Source organism: Pseudoalteromonas sp. PB2-1 (assembly GCF_045040605.1).
In the GTDB taxonomy this organism is placed as follows: Bacteria; Pseudomonadota; Gammaproteobacteria; order Enterobacterales; family Alteromonadaceae; genus Pseudoalteromonas; species Pseudoalteromonas arabiensis.
In genome coordinates, this window is sequence record NZ_CP090667.1 from 585,001 (window position 1) to 611,630 (window position 26,630).

At 41.9% G+C, this 26,630-nt stretch carries 24 protein-coding genes and 2 rRNA genes (1 of these 26 running past the window's edge); 10 read left to right on the top strand and 16 right to left on the bottom strand.

The window, feature by feature from the left end:
• Together L0Z67_RS02775 and rrf are read left to right on the top strand one after the other, a co-directional pair.
• Positions 1-2,442: ribosomal RNA gene (locus L0Z67_RS02775) — 23S ribosomal RNA — on the top strand; it begins 443 nt to the left of the window's first position.
• A gap of 121 nt (positions 2,443-2,563) precedes the next feature.
• Positions 2,564-2,678, top strand: a 5S ribosomal RNA gene (gene rrf / locus L0Z67_RS02780).
• A 488-nt stretch (positions 2,679-3,166) separates the two neighbouring features.
• On the opposite strand, the gene L0Z67_RS02785 is transcribed toward rrf, so the two are convergent.
• From L0Z67_RS02785 to gpmM, 4 genes are all read right to left on the bottom strand, one after another.
• The gene (locus L0Z67_RS02785) at positions 3,167-3,880 is read right to left on the bottom strand and encodes a divergent polysaccharide deacetylase family protein (protein ID WP_062570050.1); all 714 of its coding nucleotides are present in this window, start codon (positions 3,878-3,880) and stop codon (positions 3,167-3,169) included.
• A gap of 76 nt (positions 3,881-3,956) precedes the next feature.
• Positions 3,957-5,225 (bottom strand): S41 family peptidase, encoded by a 1,269-nt coding sequence (locus L0Z67_RS02790; RefSeq protein WP_062570051.1) that lies wholly within the window; start codon positions 5,223-5,225, stop codon positions 3,957-3,959.
• A 35-nt stretch (positions 5,226-5,260) separates the two neighbouring features.
• Positions 5,261-6,400, bottom strand: coding sequence for a murein hydrolase activator EnvC (locus L0Z67_RS02795; RefSeq protein WP_237114805.1), 1,140 nt, complete (start codon positions 6,398-6,400; stop codon positions 5,261-5,263).
• A 3-nt stretch (positions 6,401-6,403) separates the two neighbouring features.
• Positions 6,404-7,948, bottom strand: a complete 1,545-nt coding sequence (gene gpmM / locus L0Z67_RS02800) for a 2,3-bisphosphoglycerate-independent phosphoglycerate mutase (RefSeq protein ID WP_062570053.1) — start codon at positions 7,946-7,948, stop codon at positions 6,404-6,406.
• 191 nt (positions 7,949-8,139) lie between these two features.
• On the opposite strand from gpmM, the gene L0Z67_RS02805 reads away from it, so the two are divergent.
• From L0Z67_RS02805 to gpsA, 4 genes are read left to right on the top strand one after another with little or no spacing between them, the layout of a single operon-like run.
• Positions 8,140-8,571, top strand: coding sequence for a rhodanese-like domain-containing protein (locus tag L0Z67_RS02805; protein ID WP_062570054.1), 432 nt, complete (start codon positions 8,140-8,142; stop codon positions 8,569-8,571).
• Between the two features lie 34 nt (positions 8,572-8,605).
• Entirely contained in the window at positions 8,606-8,863 is a 258-nt protein-coding gene (gene grxC, locus L0Z67_RS02810) for a glutaredoxin 3 (RefSeq protein ID WP_062570055.1), read from the top strand.
• Positions 8,864-8,900: 37 nt separating this feature from the next.
• A complete protein-coding gene (gene secB, locus L0Z67_RS02815) occupies positions 8,901-9,389 on the top strand; it encodes a protein-export chaperone SecB (RefSeq protein ID WP_062570056.1) in 489 nt (162 codons plus the stop codon).
• Positions 9,390-9,392: 3 nt separating this feature from the next.
• The gene (gene gpsA, locus L0Z67_RS02820; protein ID WP_062570057.1) at positions 9,393-10,400 is read left to right on the top strand and encodes an NAD(P)H-dependent glycerol-3-phosphate dehydrogenase; all 1,008 of its coding nucleotides are present in this window, start codon (positions 9,393-9,395) and stop codon (positions 10,398-10,400) included.
• Between the two features lie 57 nt (positions 10,401-10,457).
• On the opposite strand, the gene L0Z67_RS02825 is transcribed toward gpsA, so the two are convergent.
• The gene (locus tag L0Z67_RS02825) at positions 10,458-12,290 is read right to left on the bottom strand and encodes a bifunctional diguanylate cyclase/phosphodiesterase (RefSeq protein WP_167346350.1); all 1,833 of its coding nucleotides are present in this window, start codon (positions 12,288-12,290) and stop codon (positions 10,458-10,460) included.
• Positions 12,291-12,430: 140 nt separating this feature from the next.
• Positions 12,431-12,895 carry a tRNA (uridine(34)/cytosine(34)/5-carboxymethylaminomethyluridine(34)-2'-O)-methyltransferase TrmL gene (gene trmL / locus L0Z67_RS02830; RefSeq protein WP_054550977.1) on the bottom strand — a complete coding sequence of 155 codons (465 nt, stop codon included), beginning with the start codon at positions 12,893-12,895 and terminating at the stop codon, positions 12,431-12,433.
• A 102-nt stretch (positions 12,896-12,997) separates the two neighbouring features.
• On the opposite strand from trmL, the gene L0Z67_RS02835 reads away from it, so the two are divergent.
• Positions 12,998-13,906 (top strand): cation diffusion facilitator family transporter, encoded by a 909-nt coding sequence (locus L0Z67_RS02835; protein ID WP_237114806.1) that lies wholly within the window; start codon positions 12,998-13,000, stop codon positions 13,904-13,906.
• Here the strand turns inward: L0Z67_RS02835 and L0Z67_RS02840 are convergent.
• Genes L0Z67_RS02840 through L0Z67_RS02850 form a run of 3 tightly spaced genes read right to left on the bottom strand, consistent with a single transcriptional unit; the run spans position 13,885 to position 16,902 of the window.
• Positions 13,885-14,826 carry an alpha/beta fold hydrolase gene (locus tag L0Z67_RS02840; protein ID WP_237114807.1) on the bottom strand — a complete coding sequence of 314 codons (942 nt, stop codon included), beginning with the start codon at positions 14,824-14,826 and terminating at the stop codon, positions 13,885-13,887. The genes L0Z67_RS02835 and L0Z67_RS02840 overlap by 22 nt on opposite strands.
• Before the next feature lie 2 nt (positions 14,827-14,828).
• Entirely contained in the window at positions 14,829-16,211 is a 1,383-nt protein-coding gene (locus tag L0Z67_RS02845; protein ID WP_083515341.1) for an ATP-binding protein, read from the bottom strand.
• Between the two features lies 1 nt (position 16,212).
• Positions 16,213-16,902, bottom strand: coding sequence for a response regulator transcription factor (locus L0Z67_RS02850; protein WP_062570060.1), 690 nt, complete (start codon positions 16,900-16,902; stop codon positions 16,213-16,215).
• Positions 16,903-17,073: 171 nt separating this feature from the next.
• Between L0Z67_RS02850 and L0Z67_RS02855 the strand changes: the two genes are divergently transcribed.
• Positions 17,074-17,604: a Spy/CpxP family protein refolding chaperone gene (locus L0Z67_RS02855; RefSeq protein ID WP_062570061.1), complete on the top strand. Its 531-nt coding sequence runs from the start codon at positions 17,074-17,076 to the stop codon at positions 17,602-17,604.
• Between the two features lie 49 nt (positions 17,605-17,653).
• On the opposite strand, the gene yacG is transcribed toward L0Z67_RS02855, so the two are convergent.
• From yacG to nadC, 7 genes are all read right to left on the bottom strand, one after another.
• On the bottom strand, positions 17,654-17,887 hold the full coding sequence (gene yacG / locus L0Z67_RS02860; protein WP_062570062.1) for a DNA gyrase inhibitor YacG: 234 nt from the start codon (positions 17,885-17,887) through the stop codon (positions 17,654-17,656).
• A gap of 73 nt (positions 17,888-17,960) precedes the next feature.
• Positions 17,961-19,637, bottom strand: coding sequence for a type IV-A pilus assembly ATPase PilB (pilB, locus tag L0Z67_RS02865; protein WP_062570063.1), 1,677 nt, complete (start codon positions 19,635-19,637; stop codon positions 17,961-17,963).
• 174 nt (positions 19,638-19,811) lie between these two features.
• On the bottom strand, positions 19,812-20,417 hold the full coding sequence (gene coaE / locus L0Z67_RS02870) for a dephospho-CoA kinase (protein WP_237114808.1): 606 nt from the start codon (positions 20,415-20,417) through the stop codon (positions 19,812-19,814).
• Positions 20,418-20,419: 2 nt separating this feature from the next.
• Positions 20,420-21,316, bottom strand: coding sequence for an A24 family peptidase (locus tag L0Z67_RS02875; protein ID WP_276574952.1), 897 nt, complete (start codon positions 21,314-21,316; stop codon positions 20,420-20,422).
• A gap of 378 nt (positions 21,317-21,694) precedes the next feature.
• Complete coding sequence (locus L0Z67_RS02880) at positions 21,695-22,924, bottom strand: type II secretion system F family protein (RefSeq protein ID WP_237114809.1); 1,230 nt, start codon at positions 22,922-22,924, stop codon at positions 21,695-21,697.
• A gap of 229 nt (positions 22,925-23,153) precedes the next feature.
• A complete protein-coding gene (locus L0Z67_RS02885) occupies positions 23,154-23,573 on the bottom strand; it encodes a pilin (RefSeq protein ID WP_237114810.1) in 420 nt (139 codons plus the stop codon).
• A gap of 493 nt (positions 23,574-24,066) precedes the next feature.
• On the bottom strand, positions 24,067-24,915 hold the full coding sequence (gene nadC, locus L0Z67_RS02890) for a carboxylating nicotinate-nucleotide diphosphorylase (RefSeq protein ID WP_237114811.1): 849 nt from the start codon (positions 24,913-24,915) through the stop codon (positions 24,067-24,069).
• Positions 24,916-25,066: 151 nt separating this feature from the next.
• On the opposite strand from nadC, the gene ampD reads away from it, so the two are divergent.
• Both ampD and ampE read left to right on the top strand, forming a co-directional pair.
• Positions 25,067-25,609, top strand: a complete 543-nt coding sequence (ampD, locus tag L0Z67_RS02895) for a 1,6-anhydro-N-acetylmuramyl-L-alanine amidase AmpD (protein WP_237114812.1) — start codon at positions 25,067-25,069, stop codon at positions 25,607-25,609.
• A gap of 17 nt (positions 25,610-25,626) precedes the next feature.
• Positions 25,627-26,478: a beta-lactamase regulator AmpE gene (ampE, locus tag L0Z67_RS02900; protein WP_237114813.1), complete on the top strand. Its 852-nt coding sequence runs from the start codon at positions 25,627-25,629 to the stop codon at positions 26,476-26,478.
• The last annotated feature ends 152 nt before the right edge of the window (positions 26,479-26,630 follow it).

Consider the following 26,630-nt stretch of genomic DNA (forward strand, 5'->3'; position numbering starts at 1 on the left):
AGTACCGTGAGGGAAAGGCGAAAAGAACCCCTGTGAGGGGAGTGAAATAGAACCTGAAACCGTGTACGTACAAGCAGTAGGAGCATACTTGTTATGTGACTGCGTACCTTTTGTATAATGGGTCAGCGACTTATATTTTGTAGCGAGGTTAACCGATTAGGGTAGCCGTAGTGAAAGCGAGCGTTAACTGCGCGTTGAGTTGCAAGGTATAGACCCGAAACCCGGTGATCTAGCCATGGGCAGGTTGAAGGTTGAGTAACATCAACTGGAGGACCGAACCCACTAACGTTGAAAAGTTAGGGGATGACCTGTGGCTAGGAGTGAAAGGCTAATCAAACCGGGAGATAGCTGGTTCTCCCCGAAATCTATTTAGGTAGAGCCTCGGACGAATACTTACGGGGGTAGAGCACTGTTAAGGCTAGGGGGTCATCCCGACTTACCAACCCTTTGCAAACTCCGAATACCGTAAAGTACTATCCGGGAGACACACGGCGGGTGCTAACGTCCGTCGTGAAGAGGGAAACAACCCAGACCGCCAGCTAAGGTCCCAAAGTCATAGTTAAGTGGGAAACGATGTGGAAAGGCCCAGACAGCCAGGAGGTTGGCTTAGAAGCAGCCATCCTTTAAAGAAAGCGTAATAGCTCACTGGTCGAGTCGGTCTGCGCGGAAGATGTAACGGGGCTAAACTATGCACCGAAGCTGCGGATTCAAACTTTGTTTGAGTGGTAGGGGAGCGTTCTGTAAGCCGTTGAAGGTGTACCGGGAGGTATGCTGGAGGTATCAGAAGTGCGAATGCTGACATGAGTAACGATAATGCGGGTGAAAAACCCGCACGCCGGAAGACCAAGGGTTCCTATCCCATGTTAATCAGGGTAGGGTAAGTCGACCCCTAAGGCGAGGCCGAAAGGCGTAGTCGATGGGAAACGGGTTAATATTCCCGTACTTGGTATAATTGCGATGGGGGGACGGAGCAGGCTAAACAAGCATGGCGTTGGTTGTCCATGTGAAAGTGAGTAGGTTGAGAGTTTAGGAAAATCCGGACTCTTAAGACTGAGACACGAGACGAGCACCTAAGGGTGTGAAGTTGTTGATGCCATACTTCCAGGAAAAGCCTCTAAGCTTCAGATTATACCGAATCGTACCCCAAACCGACACAGGTGGTCAGGTAGAGAATACTAAGGCGCTTGAGAGAACTCGGGTGAAGGAACTAGGCAAAATCGTACCGTAACTTCGGGAGAAGGTACGCTCCTATCTGTGATGAGACTTGCTCTCTAAGCGGACGGGAGCCGCAGTGACCAGGTGGCTGGGACTGTTTATTAAAAACACAGCACTGTGCAAAATCGCAAGATGACGTATACGGTGTGACACCTGCCCGGTGCCGGAAGGTTAATTGATGGGGTTAGTTTTCGGACGAAGCTCTTGATCGAAGCCCCGGTAAACGGCGGCCGTAACTATAACGGTCCTAAGGTAGCGAAATTCCTTGTCGGGTAAGTTCCGACCTGCACGAATGGTGTAACCATGGCCACGCTGTCTCCACCCGAGACTCAGTGAAATTGAAATCGCAGTGAAGATGCTGTGTACCCGCGGCTAGACGGAAAGACCCCGTGAACCTTTACTACAGCTTGGCACTGAACATTGAACCTACATGTGTAGGATAGGTGGGAGGCTTTGAAGCAGAGACGCTAGTCTGTGTGGAGCCGTCCTTGAAATACCACCCTTGTAGTTTTGATGTTCTAACGTTGGCCCCTAATCGGGGTTACGGACAGTGCCTGGTGGGTAGTTTGACTGGGGCGGTCTCCTCCCAAAGAGTAACGGAGGAGCACGAAGGTTGGCTAAGTACGGTCGGACATCGTACGGTTAGTGTAATGGTAGAAGCCAGCTTAACTGCGAGACAGACACGTCGAGCAGGTACGAAAGTAGGTCATAGTGATCCGGTGGTTCTGAATGGAAGGGCCATCGCTCAACGGATAAAAGGTACTCCGGGGATAACAGGCTGATACCGCCCAAGAGTTCATATCGACGGCGGTGTTTGGCACCTCGATGTCGGCTCATCACATCCTGGGGCTGAAGTCGGTCCCAAGGGTATGGCTGTTCGCCATTTAAAGTGGTACGCGAGCTGGGTTTAGAACGTCGTGAGACAGTTCGGTCCCTATCTGCCGTGGGCGTTTGAGAATTGAGAGGGGTTGCTCCTAGTACGAGAGGACCGGAGTGAACGAACCGCTGGTGTTCGGGTTGTCATGCCAATGGCACTGCCCGGTAGCTACGTTCGGAACTGATAAGCGCTGAAAGCATCTAAGCGCGAAGCAGGCCTCGAGATGAGTTCTCACTAGACTTTTAAAGTCTCTGAAGGGCCGTTGAAGACTACAACGTTGATAGGCAGGGTGTGGAAGTGGTGTGAGCCATTAAGCTAACCTGTACTAATTACCCGTGAGGCTTAACCATACAACGCCAAACGCGTTTTGTGGCAGCGTAACAGACAGAAGTTAGTATACTAAAGTAGATTTACGATTATCAGATTTCCGAATTTTAGTTAATTGCTAAGGCGATTAACAAACAGAATACGCTTGGTGACAATAGCGTTTTGGACCCACCTGACCCCATGCCGAACTCAGTAGTGAAACGAAACAGCGCCGATGATAGTGTGGCATTTGCCATGTGAAAGTAGGACATCGCCAGGCTCCTAATTAGAGAAACCCGATTCGAAAGAGTCGGGTTTTTTGTTGCCTGTAGAAAAATAAAACACCCAACCAAGACCCTACTACTTCTATCCTTGTAGGCATAGTGTGGCATTCGCCATGTGAAAGTAGGACATCCTACTGCGTAGCGCACCATGGCTCCTAATTAGAGAAACCCGTTGCAGTAATGCAACGGGTTTTTTTCGTATGTGGTCGCGCTTTTACATCGCGCTTTATCCGCGAACAGACATCCCATGACGCGGAATAAACCCGCAGCTACGCGACAAGGCTGCCCCAACACGTGTGTCGTCGCGATTTTACATCGTGCGCTCTATGAGCGAATAGACAGCTAATGACGCGGAAAAATCCGCCCAAGACAATGAAGCCGTTGCAGACAAGCTGCGGGTTTTGTGTGTCGTCGCGACTTTTCATCGCAGTAGTTAACGTAGCAGTATTAAATTCGCTCACTACAGCCAATAGGAGTGGGGGTACTATTCACCTTGCTTCTGCTCGGCTTTGGCAAGCTGAATATATTTGGTTTCAACTAGTTGAGATAAGGGAACGAGTTCATAACCTTGTTTTTCTAGCTCAGGTAAGGCTTCTTGTAAGAAAGCAACGGTTTCTGGGTAAGGGTGGGCTATCGCTATTGCATAATTAAAGTGTTCGGCTTTAACTTTTAGTTCTTCAAGCTGCTGTGTCAATTGCTGTGTTGTCACTACGTTATCAAGAAATACATGCCTTGAGACATTTGCTACACCGTAAAAGTTAGCGGCATTTTGTGCTTCGCTTTGACTTGTTGTTCGGCTATCTAAAAAGTACAAACCACGTTTTTTTAAAACTTCCATGGTCCATTTCATGGGCTCTGTTAACTGTGTTAGCTCGGATCCCATGTGATTATTTACACCTTTTACCTGTGGAAGCGATGCAAGTGCGTGCCCAAGTGTGGCTTGTAATTCTGACTTGCTCATCGATTCAGTGAGAGCGCCAGGTCCAAGTGCTTTGCTATTATCGAGAGCCTGCATAGGAATGTGTAGTAAAAGTTCTTTATTTATTTTACTGGCGCGTTCAGCAAACGTTTGGGCATAGGGTGTATGGGGCAAGACTGAGAAAGTGACCTGCCCCGGTAAGTTTAAAATATCAAGATCGCGTTGGTGGTAGCCTATATCATCAATGACGATAGCAATTTGTTTTGCAGAGCAAAACATTGGCAAACATACTGCGAGTAGTAACCCTTTTAATAACTTCACTTGTTGTAATTATTTTTTCCATGTAGGCACTCACTTACTGCACGATTAAGAGTTGCTGGGCAGTGAGTTGTTTTTTATCTTGTCTATCAAGTAGTGAGCTGAATAAAGCTAACTCTTGGATGTTTTTTATTATAGCGTCTTGGTTAATTTCTGAAAGCATTGTTTGATTTATACTCACATCAGGTGTGACTCCCTTTCCTTCTATTGACTGACCCGTTGGGGTGTAATAGCGAGCAGTCGTCAATTTAAGTGCTGTGTTGCCATTACCTAGAGGGATGAGTGATTGTACCGAGCCTTTACCGTAAGTTGTCTCGCCGATTAGTGTTGCTCGTTCATTATCTCTAAGGGCTGCTGCTAATATTTCCGCTGCAGACGCTGAGTTTTCATTTATCAATACCGCAATGGGGGCGCCATTTAGGATATCGCCATCATGCGCTTGATAATGTTGATTTGCTTCATTAAATCGACCTTTGGTTGAGACGATAACTCCGGTATCCAAGAATAAATCAGATACTTCAATGGCACCCTGCAATGTGCCTCCAGGGTTATCACGCAAGTCGATAATTAGTCCTGATAGTGGAAATCCGTTATTCATCTGCATTTTTGCTATTTCACGCGCAACATCGTGCAGGGTATGGTTGTTGAATGTATTGATACTTAACAGAGCAACACCGGTGTCTGCAAGGTAGCCCTGCACGCTTTCTAAGTTGATTTGTTGGCGTTTGATAGAAAAACTGAGCCAGGTATCTTGTTCACGTAAAACTGAAACATCTACCGCTGATTGACCACTTTGTTGAATAAGCTTTGTTATTTCACTCATACTTTTATTAGCGATAGGCTGTTGATTTATAGCAATCACTTTATCGTTCTCTTTTAATCCTGCTAGTGCAGCGGGGGAGTTGCTAATAGTATTAACAACAACGACATGTCCTTGCTCTATTTTTACTTCTATGCCAATGCCTGTGTAGCGGCCGCTCGTACTGCTGAAAATGGCGTCTAGTTCTGTTTCATCTAAGTATTTTGAGTAGGGGTCTAAGCGCTCAAATAAGGCTTCAATTTGTTGATTATCGGGTTGAGTAATAAAGGTATTCTGTAACTTGAGATCATCCACATAATAGGTATGTATATTAAATAGAATTTCATTTAACTGCTGTGTATGAAGCGCTTTAAGTGATGGTTTAGCATTGACCAAAGACGGTTGCAGCAATAAATATACGAAGGCTATAAGCAGTAGAAATGACAGCCAAGTGTATAGCTTGGCTGAAGGAGAGTATAATTTAAATGGGTAAGTCGTGTTTAGCATCAGCTGCTCCTCATAGGGTGCAGCTATTTAATCAATTAAATACGTCTGCACCATTTTACAGGATTTACTGCGCGTCCTTTATGGCGTATTTCAAAGTATAGACCAGGATCTGATTGTCCGCCGCTTTGGCCAACTAAGGCTATAATTTCGCCTTCTCTGACAAGATCGCCCACATCACGAAGTAAAGTTTGGGCGTGGCCGTATAAGCTCATAAAACCATCGCCATGATCAATAGCAATCACCCAGCCAAAACCATTTAACCAGTCTGCATAGACAACTTGCCCATTTTGAACGCTTTTGACATCACTGCCTTCTCTAGCGCCAATGAGAACGCCTTTCCAGTCAATATTACCGTGTTTACGCTGTCCAAAGCTGTAACGAATTTTTCCTTTTGTTGGCCAGTCAAGTTTGCCTTTACTGTTTTGCAAGCCAAGTAGCTCAACCTTTTTTGAGCGCTCTCTTTCTAACTCTTCTATGGCGGTGATAAGCGTTTGTTCATTTTCTTTGAGGTAATCAATTGAGCTTTTTGTTTCTTTTAGGGCTGATTGTAATTTGTTGAGGTTGCTCTTACGGTCTTGTTGCGCGCTGACAAGTGCTTGTTGTCGCGCCTTTTGCTCGTTATGTAATTCAACAAGACGCAACTTGGTTTGCTCAAGTTCTGCTTGGTTATCCGCAATTTTGATTTGTAGCGCCTTAAGCTCTTCAAGCTGCGCTATTCGTGCTTTATTTAAGTAGTTATAGTAACTGAGTGTGCGCTCAATTTTTGCCGTGTCTTGTTGGCTTAAGAGCATTTTTGAATAATCATGGCCACCAGACATATAAGCACTTTTTAGTTGGGCTGCTAGCACAGCTTGACGTTCAGCTTGCTCTTGCTTTAATTGTTTGGCTTTATTTTGAAGTTTAGCTTGTTGTTGCTCGTTCTCTTTAATTGATTGTGCAGCGAGATTCAGCGCTTTTGCATTTTTAGCTATTTCTAACTCGTGGCTACGAAGTGCACTACGCATGTCAGAAATAGACTTCCTCTGTCCTTTAAGGTTAGCTTGCGATTTTTCTAAAGCTGATTGAATTTCGGATAGGTCTTTTTTGGTTTGATCTTCATTAGCAGCAACTCCTGTTCCTGCTAATGAAGCCAGTATTAAACCAGTTTTTAGGAAGTGGTTAATACGTTTTCTCATTGTTTATTTCAGCGTCATAATTGGTTTGCCAGTCATTTCGCTTGGCTGCTCAAGACCCATTAAGTGAAGCATTGTTGGAGCAACGTCACTCAGTGTTTTACCATCGTGAGCTGTCGCGTCACGGCCCACGTAAATAAAGGGAACTGGTTCACTGGTATGGGCTGTATGTGCTTGACCCGTTGCAGGGTTGGCCATTTGCTCGGCATTACCGTGGTCAGCTGTAATTAACGCTTCACCACCGTGCTCTTCAAGTGCAGAAATTACACGGCCTATACAGTGATCAACTGCTTCACATGCTTTGACAGCCGCTTCGAATACGCCTGAGTGTCCAACCATATCGCCGTTAGGGTAGTTACAGATAATGGCATCGTATTTACCGCTGGCAATTGCTTCAACAAGTTTATCGGTTAGCATTTCTGAGTTCATTTCAGGTTGCAGGTCGTAAGTTGCCACTTGTGGTGATGGGATTAGTTCACGAGTCTCGCCAACAAATTCATCTTCACGGCCGCCACTAAAGAAAAAGGTGACGTGTGCATATTTTTCTGTTTCAGAGATGCGCAGTTGCGTTTTACCTTGCTTCTCGAGCCATTCACCTAATACGTTCGTTAGAGGTTCTGGTGCGAATGCAACAGGGGCTTTAATATCGGCAGCGTACTCTGTCATCATTACAAAACCACTAAGAGCAGGAGCTTTCTTTTTTTCAAAACCATCAAAGTCAGCGTCAACAAACGCGCGGGTCATTTCACGAGCGCGATCAGCTCTGAAGTTGGCAAAAATAATTGTGTCACCATCGTTAATTTCTACTGCTGATTGGCCATCAGGCACAATTGTTGTTGCCGCGACAAATTCATCATTTTCATCACGTTCGTAGGCAGCTTCGAGTGCGCTCACTCCGTCGCTAAAACTGTGACCTGCAATACCACTCACCATAACATCATAAGCAGCTTCGACACGATTCCAGCGGTTGTCTCTATCCATTGCATAGTAACGACCCACTAAGGTTGCTAAGCGGCCACAGTTCAGTTTTGCAAATAGTGCTTCAATTCGCTCAATAGAGGCTTTTGCACTGCGTGGTGGCGTATCACGACCGTCCAAGAAAGCATGGAAATATACTTCTTTGGCACCGCGCTTCGCTGCAAGCTCGATAGTAGCAACGATATGATCTTCATGGCTATGAACGCCACCTGGGCTTAAAAGTCCCATGATATGAACAGCTTTACCTGCGTTGACTGCTTTATCGATGTTTTCAACAAGAGCAGGGTTGTGAGCGAACTCACCATCTTCAATCGCTTTAGTGATACGCGTAAAATCTTGGTAGACAATGCGGCCAGCACCCAAGTTAACATGACCCACTTCTGAGTTACCCATTTGCCCTTGCGGTAAACCAACATCAAGGCCAGACCCTGAAATGAGTGTATGAGGACGCGTTGCCCAAAGTTCATCGAGTACAGGGGTATTAGCAGCAAGTATTGCATTACTTTCTGTGTCTTCACGGTATCCCCAACCGTCTAAGATCATTAATACCAATGGTTTTTTATGCTCTGTCATTATCGCTCCTGAAGATTGGCACTTATATACCATTAGCATACCGTGTTTTATGGTTTTGATCAGCTATCAATATGTCATATTAAAATATTTCACGCTCTAGTATTTTCGATTCAAGCACGTATACTTGCGTGGCATATTTTAATAACCCCATGGTAAGTCGCCGTGGTCGTAGATATCTTAGTGGAAAACGCATGGATCAATACATTGAATTTGTCGGAAATCATCCGATATTGAGCATTATCTGGCTTGCATTGGTGGCAATGCTTATCAGTAGCTGGTTTAAAAGTAAATTTTCAGCAATTCGTCAAATTAATCCACAACAAGTGACTTTGTTGATTAACCGTGAAGATGGCCAAGTTGTTGATATTAGAGCTCAAAAAGAATTTAACTCAGGTCATATCGCTGGAGCAACACACCTAAGCTCAGAAAAGGCAAAACAATCTGATTTTTCAAGCCTTGAAAAGTTCAAGAGTAAACCCATTATACTAGTATGTACCACGGGCATGACCGCCTCAGGTATCGCAACTGCAATGCATAAAGCAGGATTTGAACGTGTATATGTATTATCGGGTGGTATGGGTGCTTGGCAATCGGCCAGTTTACCAACGACAACCGGTCGCTAATAGCATCACGTAGCAGCCCAATAGAGGATTTATTATGAGTAATGTTGTTCTTTACACCAAGGCGTACTGCCCTTTTTGCCAACGCGCATTAGCTTTACTAGACAGTAAAGGTGTAAGTTATACGAACATTGACATTGGTGAGCATCCTGAACGTCGTGACGAAATGATCGACAAAGCCAATGGTGGTTATACAGTGCCGCAAATTTTTATTAATGATGAACATATTGGCGGTTGCGACGACATGATGGCGATAGAAGCACAAGGTCTATTAGACGCTAAGCTGAACGCTTAAAATTTATTATAAAAACGAATACAAGTTAGGAATTACAATGAACGAAGAAAACCAGAACGCAGCAGCAGAACAACAAGCAGGTGCTCAATTCACAATTCAACGTATCTATACAAAAGATGTTTCTTTTGAGACACCAAACTCACCAGCTATCTTTCAAAAAGAATGGACGCCTGAAGTTAAGTTAGACCTTGATACTCGTTCAAATAAGTTAGAAGAAGGTGTTTTTGAGGTTGTTCTTGCTCTGACTGTTACTGCATCAATCGGTGAAGAAACAGCTTTCTTATGTGAGATCCAACAAGCGGGTATTTTCACTATTGGTGAAGTTGAAGAAGTTCAATTAGCACATATGCTAGGCGCATTTTGCCCGAACGTATTGTTCCCGTATGCACGTGAAGCAGTTTCAAACTTAGTTAACCGTGGTACTTTCCCACAACTTAACTTAGCGCCTGTTAATTTTGATGCATTGTTTGCTCAGTACATGCAACAACGTGCAGCTCAAGAGCAACAGGCTCAAGCAGACGCATAAGCAATGACTACAGCACAATCAGCTGTTACAGTTTTAGGGGCGGGGTCGTATGGCACCGCCCTTGCTATTTGCTTTGCCAGAAATGGCCACCCAGTGACTTTGTGGGGGCGAAATAGCGATGACGTTGCCACGCTTGCAGCTGAGCGAAAGAATCAACGTTATCTTCCTGATGTGGATTTTCCACAAACCCTTTCACTTGAATCTGATCTCGAAACGGCGGTTAAGGCCAGCAAGATTATTCTTGTGGTTGTGCCAAGCCATGCATTTGCTACAACACTACAGCAGATAAAGCCATGGTTGCAAGAGGGTGCCCAAGTAGCTTGGGCTACCAAAGGACTGGAACCAAATACAGGACGCTTATTGCAAGAAGTTGCGATGCAGGAATTAGGCGATGATATGCCGCTTGCAGTGTTGTCTGGGCCTACTTTTGCTAAAGAAATGGCGATGGGGCTACCTACTGCAATTTCTGTGTCATCAACATCCAGTGACTTTGCAAAGCAACTTGCCGAGTTATTGCATTGTGGACGCTCTTTTAGGGTGTATAACAATGACGATTTTATTGGTATTCAGCTCGGTGGTGCGGTTAAAAATGTTATTGCGATTGGTGCCGGTATGTCGGATGGCTTTGGTTTTGGTGCCAATGCGAGAACTGCGCTGATCACTCGTGGTCTTGCAGAGTTATGTCGATTAGGCTGTGCTTTGGGTGCTCGCTCAGATACCTTTATGGGGATGGCAGGGTTAGGTGACTTAATTCTAACCTGCACAGATAACCAGTCGCGTAATCGACGCTTTGGCTTAGCACTTGGCAAAGGTGAAGGGGTTGAAGCTGCCATAGAATCAATTGGTCAAGTGGTTGAAGGTTATCGAAACACGAAAGAAGTGTATTTGTTAGCTGAGCGTACTGGTATTGAAATGCCAATCACTGAGCAAATTTACAAAGTGTTGTACGAAAACAAAAATGTAAAAGAAGCAGCAATGGCGCTACTCGGACGTGAACAAAAATCTGAGTAGGTTATAAAGAGCAACTATAGACATTAAAAAGCGCGATTTTATATCGCGCTTTTGTTTTTAAGTTAATTGCTTAGTCAATTTATTTTTGATGAATTCATTGACTTGCTCGACATTGAGCGGCTTACTGTAGTAGTAACCTTGCTGACAGTGACACCCCATTATGTGCAGCATGTACGCCTGCTCTTGTGTTTCAATTCCTTCCGCAACAACGTTAATATTCAAATACTTTGCTAGGCGGACAATCGTCGCTGTGATATTTCTATCTTGTTCATTTTTAGCAATATCTCTGACAAATGACTTATCAATTTTCAACGTATCGATAGGAAAACGTTTTAAATAGCTTAACGATGAATGTCCCGTGCCAAAATCATCTAGCGCTATTTGCACACCCAGCGATTTAATACGCCTCATTTGCTGCTCTGCAAATTGTGGGTTTTCCATCATAGCACTTTCGGTTATTTCAAGTTCTAAGCATGATGCTGGCACATCAAACTTAGCTAAGTTATCAACTAATGTATCGATTAGATTACTTTGCTGAAAGTGTAGGGCAGAAATATTAATCGCGACCTTTCCAAAGGCAAGATTTTGATGTCGCCAAGCTGCGAGTTGTTTTAGTAACTGCGCGAGTAGTAGTTGGGTAAGGGGGATAATCGCGCCATTTTGTTCCGCTAAAGGAATAAATTCATCAGGGTTAATTAAACTTCCATCTTCTTGGGGCCAACGAACTAAGGCCTCAAAACCATACAAACGGTTGTGTTGAGCATCATATTTAGGCTGGAAATAAAGTTCGAACTCATTGTTAGTAATAGCCTTGAATAACGCACTTTCTTTTGTGAGCTCTGTTGGGTCGAGGGTATGACGCTCTTTATCAAAAAACTGATATGTATTTCGGCCTATTTTTTTTGCATGATTTAAGGCGCTGTTAGCGCTGCGCATTAGATTTTCGCAGTTATACGCGTTCTCAGGGTAGATTGCGATTCCACAGCAAGCGGAAAGAGATGTTTCGAAACCATCAAGCATAAAAGGTGTTTTAAATTGTCGAAGTACTAAATCAGCGGTTTTTTTTGCAAAGAAAATGGTTTTATCGGAGTAAAGGTAGGGAGGGACTAAAATTGCAAACTCATCAGCGCCTAATCTAGCAATAGTAAAACCTGAGTTAAGTGCATTGGTAAGTCTACAAGCGACTTCCTTTAAAAGCATGTCGCCTACTGTATGACCAAGTGAATCGTTAATTTTTTTAAAGTTGTCCAGATCTATAAATAAAATGAGAAGGCTCGGGTATTTGTCATTGCAGGCGTTGATTGCTTTATCTAACGACTCTATAAAAATAGTGCGGTTTGATAACCCTGTAACCGTGTCTTTTGTGGTGAGTCTAAGCATTGTCCGCTCATGGTTTTTACGTGCAGTGACATCAGCAAATAAACCTACATAGCGAACAAATTGCCTTGGAAATTTAGGTGTTGCCACTTTGGTAATACACAAATCAAGTGCATATGGCTGACCATCTTTGCGTAAGTTCCAAATTTCACCTGACCAATAACCATCTTGTACTAACTCTTGTTGGATCATTTGTTCGAGTTGCCGATCTCTGCCATCTTTAGTGAGGGCTTTAAACTCCTTGCCCATGACATCTTCTTTACGATAACCCGAAATTTCACAAAACGTGTTATTCACTTCAATGATTTTGAAGTGTTCATCACTGACCCAAATCGCATCTTTCGACTGTGATAGAAGCGCATCAATTAACATCATTTTTTGACTTTTTTGATTATGAATAACGGCAATAAAAAGCCCAATGATGGCCAGTAGGATAAGAAAGAGTAGAAGAGGGATACTGTTAGATAAGTTTGATGCGATTGATGATGCAACGCTAACAGAATGTTGCATCATTAAAGTTATGCTGAATAAAACAGTAAAAAAGCGCATCTAGACTCGTCTTTAGGAACAGGCTTAACTTATTTAGGTTAGTTCATAAAAAAGGGTCGCGCTAAAAAATTAATGAATTTTTATTAGATACGTTTATCAATAACTTATTGGCCATTCACAAAACCCAGCTGACGCCAAGACTCATAGACAAATACGGCCACTGAATTAGATAAATTCATACTTCGACTGTCTTTTTGCATTGGAATCCGTACTCGTTGCTCTTTAGGCAAAGATTGAATTAGTTCATCAGGTAAGCCGCGGGTTTCAGGACCGAATACTAAACAATCACCAGGTTGATATTGGGCTTGGTGATGAAACTGACTGCCTTTCGTCGTGCAAGCATAAACTTTTTTAGGCTGACACTTCTCAAGATAGGCTTCGAAAGAGGCATGACGTTGCACATGACTAAATTCATGATAATCAAGCCCTGCGCGTTTTACACGTTTATCATCCCATTCAAACCCAAGTGGTTCAATAAGGTGTAAAGCGTAACCTGTATTTGCACATAAGCGAATGATATTACCTGTATTAGGTGGGATCTCAGGTTGGTACAACACAATATCAAGCATTTGAATCTCATTTTTAAACAATATGATCTGCAGCTGAGTATACACGAACTAGAATAAAAAGATGATATACTCAAGATTGATAATATCTAAAGGTAAGTTGTTGTGAAACATCGTAGTTATGAGTTTTGGGTCAGAACCGCCAGTCTTGTTACGATTATGATGGTGAGTTTGATGATTGCTGCAAAGAGCTGGGCATGGCTAGCCTCTGGCTCTGCGTCTATGTTGGGCTCGTTAACCGATTCATTGATGGATATCACAGCATCCCTAATGAGCTTTTTGGTACTTGGCTATGCGCTGCGTCCTGCTGATGATGATCATCGTTTTGGTCATGGCAAAGCAGAGGCTCTTGCGGGGCTGGCACAAGCTGCTTTTATTGCCGGCTCAGGCTGCTTTTTAGCATTTCATGGGATAGAAAGGCTGATCAACCCTGTTACGCTAAAGCACTCAAGTTTAGGTATTTGGGTGAGTCTATTTGCGATAGTATGTACCTTAGTTGTGGTATTTGTGCAAACCAAGGTGATTAATCACACTGAGTCAATCGCTATTAAGGCAGATTCAATTCACTACAAAGGCGATTTAATTCTTAATCTCGCGGTATTAATCGCGATACTGTTAGCTAAGTATGGCATGACCTATGCCGATCCCCTTTTTGCCATTGGTGTGGCTGTTTACTTACTTTATAACAGTTGGGATATTGCCCGTGACAGTGCCGACCACTTAATGGATAAAGAGCTACCTGATGAAGAAAAAGCGGAAATTCTGAGTATTGTAAATAGCCATAAAGAGGTGTTTGGCGCTCACGATATTCGTACACGCCAAGGTGGTAAAATTAAATTTATTCAGATGCACTTAGAGCTTGAAGACAACTTACCCCTTATTCGCGCACACCAAGTTGCAGATGAAGTGGAGGCGATGATAAAGGCTTATTTCGACTGTGAAATGGACATATTAATGCACTTAGATCCGCTTTCTGTCGTTAAAAAGCCACCTTACAGAGAATCGCAAAACTGATAAAAGTCAGTGAGCACAGCGTGTCTTATCTCATCTCGCTCGAATAACAACTCATGGCGTGCATGTGGGTAGCTTTTTAAGCGTGCTTTTTTTTGCCTATGTGTGAGCGCAAATTGTGCGGCGTTATCAACAACGGTGTCTTGCTCTGCACTGGCAATGAAAAGAGGGATCGACACTTTTCTGTCTACGAGTGTGGCAATGAAATCAAAAGAGGCGTTTAGCCAGCCATAGGTCACGCCACCTAATTGTAAATCAGGCTCTGCTAAGTAAAGCTCTCTGAACTGTTTATACCTCACTTCACTGCTTGTGAGCTCATTTACGGCAAAGTCGACGGGTAAATAATTGTTTTGTCCAAACGCATAACTGCGGCCAAGGCCAATTAAAGAGGCTATTTTCGCGGCAAGTTTAGCAAGGGGTTTTGGGGTGCCTTTGGTATAAATATCAAACATAGGTGCTGATAAAAATGCCCCTGAAAATGTATGTTGATAACGTGACAAGAAGTCATAAGCAATCGCACAGCCCATAGAATGGCCAAGTAAAACCTGTTTGCCTTGCCAGTGTGTTTGTACCACTTTTTCGTAGAATGTAGCAAAGTCGTCAGCGTAATCGCTAAAACGGTTTACATAGCCTTTATGTGTGTTTTTTAAAAGGCGGTAAGAGCGTCCTTGGCCTTGATGGTCAACAATAAAGACGGCATAGCCATTATGGTATAACTCCCACAAAAGCTCTTTATATTTAAATAATGACTCGATACGACCACTGCTAATTATAATTGCTGTCGTTGCTTGCTGTGGAATTGCAAACCCATAATATAAAGTGCCATAACGGGTCGTTAAAAAGTCTTGTTGTAACTGCTCTGAAAAAAACGTGTTTATTTTGGTTGTGTTATTAGTAAGGTTGGTTTCATCACTATAAAACATACTTAGCTCTTTATTGGCAGGCGAATTTTAACGCAAAGCCCGCCTTGTTCTTGGTTTTCGAGTATGAGCGTACCATCATGGGCTGAAATTGCATTTTTGGCAATCGCAAGCCCTAAACCTGTACCTCCTGTATTTCTATCCCTAGCATGCTCTTGACGAAAGAAAGGTTCGCATAATCTTTCAAGGTTGGCTTCATCAACCCCTTTACCGTCGTCACAAATGGTAATGTAAATCGCATCAGATTCAGACAGTATTAGATGAATGTGTTGAGTAGCATATTTAATTGCATTACGTAGCACATTCTCAAGTGCACTGGCGATGAGTGTTTCATCACAAGGCACTTCTTTTTCAATTTTTCCCTCAACGCTGAGGTGCTTATTACACTGGTTTGCCTCAAAGCGAACATCATTTAAAACATGATCAATAATAACCTGTATCGACTGTGTACTTAGCGATAAAGTCTGACTTTTTGCTTCAAGGCGAGATACCTGTAAAACATCTGCAATCATTTTATCAAGCTGATTCGCCTCTTTTTCAATACGCTCTAAATAGGCTTGTTGTGCATCTTCTGCTTGCATCTGTGCAAGGCCTGTTGCCATTTTAAGACGCGTTAACGGAGAACGTAACTCATGAGAAATATCTGCAAGTAAACGTTTTTGCGCACTAATTAATTGCTCAAGCTGTGTTGCCATTGTATTAAAGTCGCGCCCTAATACGCCCAACTCATCTTGTCGTGAATTAGAGATATCAGCACGTGCCGTTAAGTCGCCATGTGCAAGCTTATTGGCTGTTTCTTTAAGGCTGTTGATAGGGGCTATCAGATTGCGGCTAAAGAAAAAGCTCAACATAAGTGAGGCGATTACCGCAATAATGATTTTTAACCACGTTGGCATAAGCCAAAGACCAACAAAGAAGGGCTTTTTACGTTTTTCATCTATTTCATAAAGGAAAAATGTTCCTTCTGGCACATCGATTTTTACAGGCCCATAAGCTTGGTATTCATCGGTAAAGATAATTTGTGGTGACATACGCTTGGTAAAGTTTAATAAACTTAAGTCTATGTCCTTAGAAATAGGCTCACTGAGCATTTCTACACCATGCACTTCACCATTTAAATACAATAACTTGTGTTTCGATAGGCGGGGATGTGAAATGACTTCTTGTGTTGATTTGCCATGTTTAGCCACAATACGCTCAATACTTTTTGCCGTATATTGCAAGTTTTTAAGCATGGGGCCGCGAAGCTCATCATTACCTACGTTGCTGGTTAATTTGCTTAAAAATACTAAGGTGGTAATTGTGGCGATAACCGTTACCCAAAACCAAGCAAAAATCTTTAAAAATAAATAATGACGTGGTTTTTTAAACCAATCAGGTGTCTTCATATTACTCGCCTTGAATCAACACATAGCCGCTACCACGCATTGTTTTAATACGTTCATTATTTACATGCTCAGCAATTTTTTTACGAATATTGCTGACGTGCATGTCGATTGAGCGATCAAAGGGAGCAAGGCGTCTGCCGAGCACTTGTTCGCTTATTTGCTCTTTACTTATGACTTCTCCTGCATGCTGAACTAGCATGGCCAAAATCTCGTACTCAGTGCCTGTCAGACTCAATGTGTTTTCATTCACAGAGGCTTCGCGAGTGGCAAGGTTAATATGAATGCTATTTACACTTAGGGAGCTTGTTTGCTGCTGCGATAAGCTATTAATGTGTTCAATACGACGAGTTATCGCTTTTACGCGAGCTAGTAACTCTCTGTGGTTAAAGGGTTTAGGGATGTAGTCATCAGCACCGAGCTCTAAGCCAAAAATACGGTCGAAGTCTTCGCCTTTAGCGGTCAGCATAATAACAGGCGTGAGCTTTTTCTGACGAAGTTGTTTTAACACTTCAAAGCCGTCCATAGATGGTAGCATGACATCAAGTAAAATAAGTTCGTAATTGTGATTAAGAGCGTGCGCTAAGCCTTCAGCACCATCATGAAAACAATCTACTGCAAACCCTTGTGCGGTTAAGTACTCGCTGAGTAGTTCGCACAACCCTGTATCGTCGTCGATCATTAATAGTTTCATTCTGACACCTACTTATTCGTTTCTATAAGGTTATTCTACTTAGTAAATTGTGTAAAAGTGAATCTTTACATAACCTTTACACTGGTTTGCGTTCCTTTGCATTGAACTTTGTATAGTTAACTCATCAGCTCAAAACAAGCATTGAGCACAACCCAACAAAAGGTAATGATTATGACTATTTCAAATAAGCTTTCTAAATTCGTATTTGTTTGTGGTTTAGCAGCAGCCAGTGTTGCTGCAACTCCTGTTATGGCAAAAGGGGATATGCACCGTGGCATGAACCCACACGCGCGTTTTTTATTATCTGAGCGTGGCATTGATAAATTACAACTGACTGAAGATCAGCAAACGCAGCTAAAAGCTATTTTTGCTGAGCAAAAAACGCAATTTAAAGCACTGCATGGTGATAAAGAAACCATGAAAGCTAATCGTGCGGCTTATAAAGAAAAGATGGATGTGCTTCTTGCAACTCAAGCGTTTGATGAAAATGCAGCAATGGAATTGATTAAAGCGCGTGAAGAAAAAACACAACAAGCTGCTTTGATTAAACTAAAATCAGAGCATGCTATTTGGCAAGTTCTTAATGCTGAGCAGCGTGAAAGTTACAAAGAAATTAAAAAGCATATGCGTAAAAAAGCCCACAAGAAAGGTCAACATCGTCCACATGGCGAGCGCAAAGATAAACGTTCAGACAGTAAATAATTAAAAAATGCGGCTTAAATGCCGCATTTTTACATTTTGAGCTTGAAAACTATTCTTTAAAAAACGAGTCATCATTTTTAGCAAGCATGGCTTCGATATCCTCAATCATATCTTGGTTTAGCTCATTGGCACTGCTAATAGGGCTCGATATTTTATTATTCTCAAACGACCATTCACCTAGATCAATGAGCTGGCAGCGTTTTGAACAAAAAGGGCGGTGCGGACTGTGTTCTGACCATTCGACTTTTGCTTTACATGTTGGGCAGTTTACAACTGTTGGCATGGTTTTCTTCTCAATTAAGCTTATGCATTTTAGGTGATCTTACTAAAGCTCAGCGTGAGAATCGAGTCACGAGTTAAAAACTCGTCACACGATTTACTTCAGCCAAAGAGGTAACACCATCTGCTGCTTTTTTTAACCCCGACAGTCTTAAGTTATTAAAGCCAGATTTAAGCGCCACCTCTGCAATTTCAAGCGAATTACCACCACGCATAATAATTTGCGCTATTTCAGGTGTGATCTGCATAACTTCATAAATACCAACACGGCCTTTATAGCCTTCGGTACAACTGTCGCACCCTTTAGGTGCAAATAATTGAATTTCACTTAATGTGTCTTTATCAAAACCTTGGCGAATAAGCTCTTCATCGGGGAGCTTTTCTGGGGTCTTGCATTTAGGGCATAAACGACGCGCTAGACGCTGTGCAATGATAAGACTAATTGAGCTTGCTACGTTATACGCAGGCACACCCATATTTAATAAACGGGTTAAGGTTTCTGGTGCCGAGTTAGTATGCAAAGTAGATAAAACCAAGTGGCCTGTTTGTGCTGCTTTGATTGAGATTTCAGCAGTTTCAAGGTCACGGATCTCACCCACCATAACCACATCGGGATCTTGTCGTAAGAAGGCTTTCAAGGCATTGGCAAAGGTCATATCTGCTTTTGGATTGATTTGCACTTGGTTAATGCCTTCAAGATTGATCTCAACGGGATCTTCGGCGGTACTGATATTGCGCTCAGGCTGGTTGAGAATATTTAAACCAGTATAAAGCGATACGGTTTTACCAGAACCCGTTGGGCCGGTTACCAATATCATACCTTGTGGTTGCTCAAGGGCATCCATGTAGAGTTTTTTCTGCTCTGGTTCATAACCGAGTACATCAATACCGAGCATGGCACTTGATGAGTCGAGAATACGCATAACGATTTTCTCGCCCCAAAGAGTTGGTAAGGTACTGACACGAAAATCGATACTTTTTCGCTCTGTTATTTTTAGTTTAATGCGACCATCTTGAGGTTTACGTTTTTCTGCAATATCTAAGCGAGACATCACTTTGATACGTGCTGATAAACGACTTGCTAAGCTATTCGGCGGACTGGCCATTTCATGTAAGATGCCATCAATACGAAAGCGCACTCGATAGCGGTGTTCATAAGGTTCAAAGTGTAAATCGGATGCGCCTTTTTTAATGGCGTCCATCAATATTTTATTGATGTAGACGATGATAGGGGCATCGTCTTTGTCTTCATCACTGCCTGAAATATCTTTAGGTTTTTCAGTTTCTAGATCGCCCAGTTCTTTAAATTCATCTTCGCTTAAGTGCAGACCACCTGTTGCATCCAGCAGTTGTTCTATTTTATTTTCTAACTGGTTGTAATCAACCACTACCACTTCACATGATAACCCTGTACTAAATTCAAAGTTTTCAAATGCGCCGTAGTCAGTAGGGTCAGAGGCTGCAATATAAAGTTTACGGCCCTTTTTAATGAGCGGTAGAATGTGATGTTCGCGAATTAGCTTTTCTTTTATCAGCTCTTCACTGATAAGCGAGACATCAAAATCTTTAATATCAAAATAAGGAACGCGAAAAAGATCGGTGCACTGCTCCGCAAGCTCATGGCCATCAATCTGGCAGCTTTTAGAAATAAGCTCAGCCGTAGAGTTATATTCACGCTGCTTGAGTTTTACTGTTTCTGCGTCAATACGGCCAAGAGTAATAAATTTTCTAAGTAACGGTGAGTTAATATTCATTGCGCACCTTGGTTGATCCTTTTTTTGTCACAATCTATCAGAAAAAAGAAGGGTGTAACATGAGTCTTGTCTATTTCGGCAAAATAGCCAAATAAATTCACTATAAAGTCAGTTATTTATAAGTTGTGCTAGTTATTTATTCTTAACTTTAATTGAGGTTAAAACCACGCCATATTAACTCATGGCACTTAACTGCAAATAGCCTTGGTGAAGTGCTTTAACGTCATTGGCAACCTCGGTTAATGGGCGATTATTATCTAAAATATCGTTTGCTTTTTGTTGCTTATTTTCGCGCGACATTTGCGATGCGATAATTTGCTTCGCTTGTTCGATTGATACTTTATCGCGGGCCGTTGTTCTGGCTATTTGCACATCAACAGGCACATCTATTAATAAAGTATGTGAGCAATACTGTTCAAGACCATTTTCAAATAACAAAGGAGCAACGAGTATCACATAATCGCTGGTGGCCTGCGCTAATTGCGTAAGCATTGACTCCCTAATTAGTGGGTGCATTAAAGCATTTAACCACTGTTTCTCGGCTTCATTTTCGAAAATAATTGCACGAAGTTTTGCTCTATCTAGTGTACCTTCTGAGGTTAAAATGTCTTCACCAAAATGGGCTGTTATCTGCTTTAACCCTAGTGAACCCGGTAGCACTACTTCTCTGGCAACAATATCTGCATCAACCACCGTGATTGATAGCTTTTCGAACATCTCACTGATTGCACTTTTACCTGAGCCAATACCGCCAGTTAACCCCAATACCCAATTTGCCATAGTTAGTGACCTAAATAGCTAAAGTAGTAAGCTTGTATTTGTTCACCCCACAGTAAAGTAACCCAGCCAGCAATCGCAAGGTAAGGGCCAAATGGAATCGGGGTCGTTTTATCTTTACCTTGCAGAATAATTTGAGCAATACCAATGATTGCGCCCACCACACTTGAAAGCAATACAATGGTTAAGATTGATTGCCAACCTAGTAAGCCACCAAATACAGCTAAAAGCTTAAAGTCACCATATCCCATACCTTCTTTACCGGTTGCTAGCTTAAATAACCAATAAACACTCCACAAACTCAAGTAACCAACGGCTGCGCCAATAATGGCGTCAGAAGGGGCAATGGTGATATCCATGACTGCTGCAATGAGGGTGAGCCACACCAGTGGAAGAGTGAGTTGGTCGGGGAGTAACATATGATCGATATCAATAAATGTTAAAGCAATAAGTACCCAAGTAATGAAAATATAAAGTAAGGCAAGCTCTGTCGCACCAAAGAGTGATGCCACCACAAGGCTTAACCCTGCAGTGAGCATTTCTATGATTGGGTAGCGTACAGAAATCGCTGTTTTACAACTGTCACAGCGACCTTTAAGTAATAACCAACTAATAACAGGAATATTCTGCCACACCTTAATAGGTGATTTGCATTTTGGACAGGTCGAATTTGGTGTAACTAAATTAAACGGTGCCTGCTCTGTGGTATTTTGAGATGGTAATTCATCAGCTAATAAAACACGGCATTCCGATTGCCATTCTCGTTTCATCATCAGTGGTAACCTATAAATTACCACATTTAAAAAACTGCCAATACACAGGCTAACCAGCCCAACAGTTAAAAAATAAAACCACGGTTGGCTTTGCATTACAGTGGCAATATCAAGAAAGAAATTTTGCATTAAACTACCTAAAACTTTTTGTGCATCACAAGCGCAATAAACTATCGCGGGGTAAACCCACTGCTACATGGGCGTAGTCGCGATTTTATATCGCGTTTAAATTGTCATTACCAATACGCTTTATAAATTGTTGCGGGGTAAACCCGCTGCTACAAGGGCGTAGTCGCGATTTTATATCGCGTTTAATTACCAGTACCAATGTGCTTTATACATAGTCGCGGGGTAAACCCGCTGCTACATGGACGTAGTCGCGATTTTATATCGCGTTTAAATTGCTATGGCCAATGTGCTTTATACATTGTCGCGGGATAAACCCGCTGCTACAAGGGCGTAGTCGCGATTTTACATCGCGTTTAATTAACCACACCCGAATGGTAACTAGATAACAGAACCTAATTGGAAAATTGGTAAATACATAGCCACAATTAAACCGCCAACAAGCACACCTAATACAGCCATTATTAAAGGCTCAAGTAAACTTGAAAGGCCATCGACCGCATCATCAACTTCTTGCTCGTAAATAGTCGCGACTTTGGCAAGCATCCCATCTAATGAGCCTGACTCTTCGCCAATAGCGACCATTTGTACAACCATGTCGGGGAATATTTTTGAGTTACGCATGGCCCAGTTCATTTGATTACCTGAGCTCACCTCGGCTTTAATTTCTAAAATAGCGTAGCGATACACAGCATTACCCGAGGCACCGGCCGCTGAATCTAAGGCATCAACCAATGGCACACCAGCTGCAAAGGTGGTTGAGAGTGTCCGTGCGTAGCGCGCAACCGCTGCCTTATTTAAAATCATACCTACAACAGGGAGCTTTAATATCGCTCTGTCGTTGGCATCTCTGAGTTTTTTACTTTTTAAAAGGGCTTCTTTATAGGCATATCCAAAAGCAACTAGCGCGATAAGTATCATCCACCAGTATTCTTGCATAAACTCTGAAATACCGATCACCATCAAGGTAAATGCGGGAAGCTCTGCGCCAAAGCCGTTAAAAATATCTTGGAATTGCGGTACCACAAAAATAAGTAGGATAGAGGTGACAATTAAAGCCACCACTAACACCGCAATAGGGTAAAACATGGCTTTTTTAATTTTTGATTTTAGCGCTTCGGCTTTTTCTTTATAAAGCGCAACACGGTCAAATATTTTATCAAGAGCACCCGATTGCTCACCTGAGGCTACTAAATCACAATATAAATCATCAAAATAGCGGGGATGTTTGCGAAGAGCTTGGGATAATGGAGCACCAGCCTTGACTTCGTCGCCAATGTCCTCCATAAGCTTTGTTATACTTTTGTTCTTAGCGCCAGATGCAATTAATTCGATAGATTGAATGAGTGGCACACCGGCCATTAACATTGTAGCTATCTGTCTCGTTACAAGAGCAATATCTTTTGCGGTAATTTTTTGAATGCTTTTTATACCAAATAAAGGTTTTGGCTTACGCTTTACTTTTGACGGGGTAATGCCTTGTTTACGTAATTGAGCTTTGATTAAAGCAACACTTTGTCCCGATAATTCACCCTCCAGCTTTTTACCTCTGGCATTAACACCAACCCACTGAAAGGTATCAATATCTTTGTTTTCTTGTGTTTTTTTCATCGAGAAAACCTTACTCTATAATAGTGCTCAATGTCATAAATAACAGTGTATTCCGACTCAATACTAAGCTTTCGGTTATCAATTCTAAAGTTATCAATATCAGGTAGCGTATCAATGCATTAGCATATTAATTAATATGCGTTATTAGTTAAATTAATTTAATGTTTTGAAGGCGTTTGGAGTTGTTTAATGATAAAGAGGGGGCCAATGAGGCACCCTCTTTACTCTATTAAGCTTGTGGGCAGCTTTTAGGAGCCAAAGTTTTATCACCAGTAATACCAGTAGTGGCGCATGTCCACTCACCCGTAGTTGCTGATCTTGTCCATGTAATAGCTGCTCCATTTACTTGAGAAGGTGCATTTACTACAGTGCAAACAAGTGTAGTATCAGTGGCAGTTATTGTGCAGTTTTTTGTTGAAGCATTTTTGATGCTTTTCAGATCTGCCACGGTATTTATTGTTTCGCCATTATTTTTCTTAAGTTCGAATTCTGTCTTAGCACCTGTAATCTCAGCTAAACCAGCTGTCAGCTTTGAAGAAGCTTGATAATCAGAGTAAGCAGGCAGTGCTACTGCAGCCAAAATACCGATGATTGCTACTACAATCATTAATTCAATTAGGGTGAAACCCTGTTGCTTTTGTTGTGTCATTTGTTCCTCTCCTAAAGGATATGATGTGTTGTAAGTTTAGCTGTTGCTTCAGCATTGTAAAATTAATGCTTAATCTACAGAATAAATCTTACAGTTTTACTTAAAATTTCAATCAAACAGCCTGTTTGTAAACAGACTATCCTAAATTTTTGCTTATTCAGCGTATGTAAATTTACTTTAGCATTTATAAATGTTTTTGGAAGCTGTTTTCCCGCTAGCTAGCTGGTTTTTCAGAACTTTCCTACTTTAGTTTGAGACGGATCACGTTTTAAGCGGATCCCTGTAATAACGTGTAAATAAAATTGTTTTGTTATAACTTGTTGAGTTAATTGCAATCTTTACTTTACTGCAGAGTGAGTTGGCTTATACAGTCTCAAAGTTCTAATTAAATATATATTTTTTGTTACCAGCTCAGGCTTTTTGCGTATTTAATGCTTTTTTTATTACGGTGTCAACGAATTAGGTAAAGATTAAATACGCAAATAAAGAAGGATTAGGCGTTAAAACGCATTGATAAGTCGATTGATTGTAAATTTTTTGTAAGTGCACCGCTTGATATAAAATCAACCCCTGCTTGTGAGTAGGTTTTCAGTGTTTCAAGGGTCATATTGCCAGACACTTCTAACTTGGCACGTTTGTCAGTTATTACCACTGCTTGTTGAATTTGTTCAACGCTAAAGTTATCAAGCATGATGATATCAGCGCCAGCATCAATAGCTTGCTCAAGCTCATTTAAAGATTCAACTTCAACTTCAACAGGTTTGCTTGGGTGATTCAATTTAGCTTGAGCAACCGCTTTATCAATGCCACCGCAAGCCGCAATGTGGTTTTCTTTAATAAGGAATGCGTCGAACAATCCAATTCGATGATTGGCGCCGCCACCGCATTTTACTGCATATTTTTGTAGTGCGCGTAAGCCTGGAATGGTTTTTCGGGTATCCAATAATTGAGTTGTGGTGCCAACAAGTTCTTTTACATAATGTGCTGTGGTTGTGGCTGTGCCTGAGAGTGTTTGCACAAAGTTAAGTGCTGTACGCTCGGCTGTTAAAATCGCGCGGGCAGAACCACTGGCTGTAAATAAGGTACTGTTGGCTGCAACGGTGTCGCCATCGTTGACTAACACATCCACCTTTACAGATTCATCGACCTGTTTAAACACTTCTAAAATGATGTCTTTACCACAAAACACGCAGTCTTCGCGGGTAATAACTTTGGCATTGGCTTGTTCATTTTCTGGAATAAGCTGTGCGGTGATATCACCGTCATTTGCTGATTGGTAATTAAGGTCTTCATCTAGCGCAAGTTTAACTAACTGGCTAATTAAAGAGTGGGGAACAGACATGTCAAAGCTCATTGTGTAGTAAGAAGTTAGCAAAATTTTACTATGTTTAACTCTTGATTAGAAGATATAGGCTTGCTTGTTTTTGGCAACTAGACCCAAGGTTGTTAAGCCATTACACTGTTTAACTTTCTTGTCATGGTTAGTTTTTAATATGTATATAGATGACCTAGGTCGATTAAACACGGTATTACAGCGCCCATCTAGCCATTGCGATGAACGCCCACACGGTGAAGTCTCATTGCTTGTTATACATAATATTTCATTGCCAGCAGGGCAGTTTTTAACCCCTTATGTTGATGATTTATTTATGGGCTGTATTGATTGTAATGCCCATGAAACGTTTAGTGATTTACAGGGACTTCGAGTCTCGGCTCATTGTTTTATTCGTCGTACAGGTGAGGTTATTCAATATGTGCCTTTTGAAAAGCGAGCTTGGCATGCCGGTGTGTCAATGTTTGAAGGGCGAGAGCAGTGTAACGATTTTAGCGTGGGTATTGAGCTTGAAGGAACAGATACAACCCCCTATACCCAAGCACAATATAATGCATTACAATCACTAACAAAGGCGTTAATTTATAAGTATCCAGCTATTACACGCTCACGCATTGTTGGGCATTGCGATATTGCTCCTGGTCGCAAGACGGATCCTGGTGAGTGCTTCGATTGGCAATATTATTTTGATTTAGTGTTTTAAAGGAAATAGGTAACAAGATGATCTTAATTTCAATCATTATTGCGCTAGTCATAGAGCGTTTGGGCGCGCGTGCTGATTATTGGCAAATTAGTCATTATGCAAATAGTTACCTGACGCTTTCAAATAAGCAGCTGTCTAAGAAGGGATTATTTTACTCTCCAATCGGTTTTTTAATTTGGCTGATGTTACCAGTACTTGCAATTGCCGTTGTTTTTCAGTTGTCTGATTCAATTGTTTGGCAATTAGCGATTAATGTTGTGGTGTTGTTAGTGTGTTTTGGCTGTGCTAAACAGCGGGCACTTTATAAGTCGTACTTGAATGCATTAACGCGCAGTGACCTTGAAGCGGCAAGTTTATATGCACTACAAATCGGGCAAAAGAAGCTTGAAGATGAGCCGCAAGGCGAAACCTTCGGCCAGACATTAGCATGGCTTAACTTTCGGTTTTATTGCGCAGTGATATTTTGGTTTGTCATTTTAGGTGTGCCAGGTGCTGTGTTGTACGCTTTAGTACGTACTTATGCTGATAAAGTACGAGATGACCACCGTGTAATTTATGCAAAGCGTTTCAAACTTATTCACACATTACTATTTTGGCTTGATTGGTTACCTGCACGTGTTGCGAGCTTTGGTTACTTAGTGATTGGTAACTTTAATAAAGGAACCAGCTGTTGGCTTAAGTATGTTTTAGATTTTTCAGTAAGCAACCGCAAAGTAGTGACGCAAACAGCCCTTGCAGCCGAACAAATTGAACAACAACATTTTGGTTGTACTTACGAAGCAACCTGTATGATGAAATTAATAAAACGAAACGTCCTGTTCTTTTTAGTGATCATCGCCGCATTGACCTTGTTTGGTGGCTTAGCGTAGTCGCGATTTTATATCGCGTTTGGGTTTTGAAATTTGTTTCGAGGTGTCGCGGGGTAAACCCGCTGCTACAAGCAGGTTTATTTCGTATTTTTGCAATTTGCTATCTGGTCTGACCATTTCTTTTTTATTTATTTTTTCTTCCGAAATAGTCA

What these genes read in the sequence shown, in the direction of transcription:
- L0Z67_RS02785 (WP_062570050.1), bottom strand. Translation starts at nt 3,880, where the DNA reads ATGTTTTGCTCTGCAAAACAAATTGCTATCGTCATTGATGATATAGGC.
- L0Z67_RS02790 (WP_062570051.1), bottom strand. Translation starts at nt 5,225, where the DNA reads ATGCTAAACACGACTTACCCATTTAAATTATACTCTCCTTCAGCCAAG.
- L0Z67_RS02795 (WP_237114805.1), bottom strand. Translation starts at nt 6,400, where the DNA reads ATGAGAAAACGTATTAACCACTTCCTAAAAACTGGTTTAATACTGGCT.
- gpmM (WP_062570053.1), bottom strand. Translation starts at nt 7,948, where the DNA reads ATGACAGAGCATAAAAAACCATTGGTATTAATGATCTTAGACGGTTGG.
- L0Z67_RS02805 (WP_062570054.1), top strand. Translation starts at nt 8,140, where the DNA reads ATGGATCAATACATTGAATTTGTCGGAAATCATCCGATATTGAGCATT.
- grxC (WP_062570055.1), top strand. Translation starts at nt 8,606, where the DNA reads ATGAGTAATGTTGTTCTTTACACCAAGGCGTACTGCCCTTTTTGCCAA.
- secB (WP_062570056.1), top strand. Translation starts at nt 8,901, where the DNA reads ATGAACGAAGAAAACCAGAACGCAGCAGCAGAACAACAAGCAGGTGCT.
- gpsA (WP_062570057.1), top strand. Translation starts at nt 9,393, where the DNA reads ATGACTACAGCACAATCAGCTGTTACAGTTTTAGGGGCGGGGTCGTAT.
- L0Z67_RS02825 (WP_167346350.1), bottom strand. Translation starts at nt 12,290, where the DNA reads ATGATGCAACATTCTGTTAGCGTTGCATCATCAATCGCATCAAACTTA.
- trmL (WP_054550977.1), bottom strand. Translation starts at nt 12,895, where the DNA reads ATGCTTGATATTGTGTTGTACCAACCTGAGATCCCACCTAATACAGGT.
- L0Z67_RS02840 (WP_237114807.1), bottom strand. Translation starts at nt 14,826, where the DNA reads ATGTTTTATAGTGATGAAACCAACCTTACTAATAACACAACCAAAATA.
- L0Z67_RS02845 (WP_083515341.1), bottom strand. Translation starts at nt 16,211, where the DNA reads ATGAAGACACCTGATTGGTTTAAAAAACCACGTCATTATTTATTTTTA.
- L0Z67_RS02850 (WP_062570060.1), bottom strand. Translation starts at nt 16,902, where the DNA reads ATGAAACTATTAATGATCGACGACGATACAGGGTTGTGCGAACTACTC.
- L0Z67_RS02855 (WP_062570061.1), top strand. Translation starts at nt 17,074, where the DNA reads ATGACTATTTCAAATAAGCTTTCTAAATTCGTATTTGTTTGTGGTTTA.
- yacG (WP_062570062.1), bottom strand. Translation starts at nt 17,887, where the DNA reads ATGCCAACAGTTGTAAACTGCCCAACATGTAAAGCAAAAGTCGAATGG.
- pilB (WP_062570063.1), bottom strand. Translation starts at nt 19,637, where the DNA reads ATGAATATTAACTCACCGTTACTTAGAAAATTTATTACTCTTGGCCGT.
- coaE (WP_237114808.1), bottom strand. Translation starts at nt 20,417, where the DNA reads ATGGCAAATTGGGTATTGGGGTTAACTGGCGGTATTGGCTCAGGTAAA.
- L0Z67_RS02875 (WP_276574952.1), bottom strand. Translation starts at nt 21,316, where the DNA reads ATGCAAAATTTCTTTCTTGATATTGCCACTGTAATGCAAAGCCAACCG.
- L0Z67_RS02880 (WP_237114809.1), bottom strand. Translation starts at nt 22,924, where the DNA reads ATGAAAAAAACACAAGAAAACAAAGATATTGATACCTTTCAGTGGGTT.
- L0Z67_RS02885 (WP_237114810.1), bottom strand. Translation starts at nt 23,573, where the DNA reads ATGACACAACAAAAGCAACAGGGTTTCACCCTAATTGAATTAATGATT.
- nadC (WP_237114811.1), bottom strand. Translation starts at nt 24,915, where the DNA reads ATGTCTGTTCCCCACTCTTTAATTAGCCAGTTAGTTAAACTTGCGCTA.
- ampD (WP_237114812.1), top strand. Translation starts at nt 25,067, where the DNA reads ATGTATATAGATGACCTAGGTCGATTAAACACGGTATTACAGCGCCCA.
- ampE (WP_237114813.1), top strand. Translation starts at nt 25,627, where the DNA reads ATGATCTTAATTTCAATCATTATTGCGCTAGTCATAGAGCGTTTGGGC.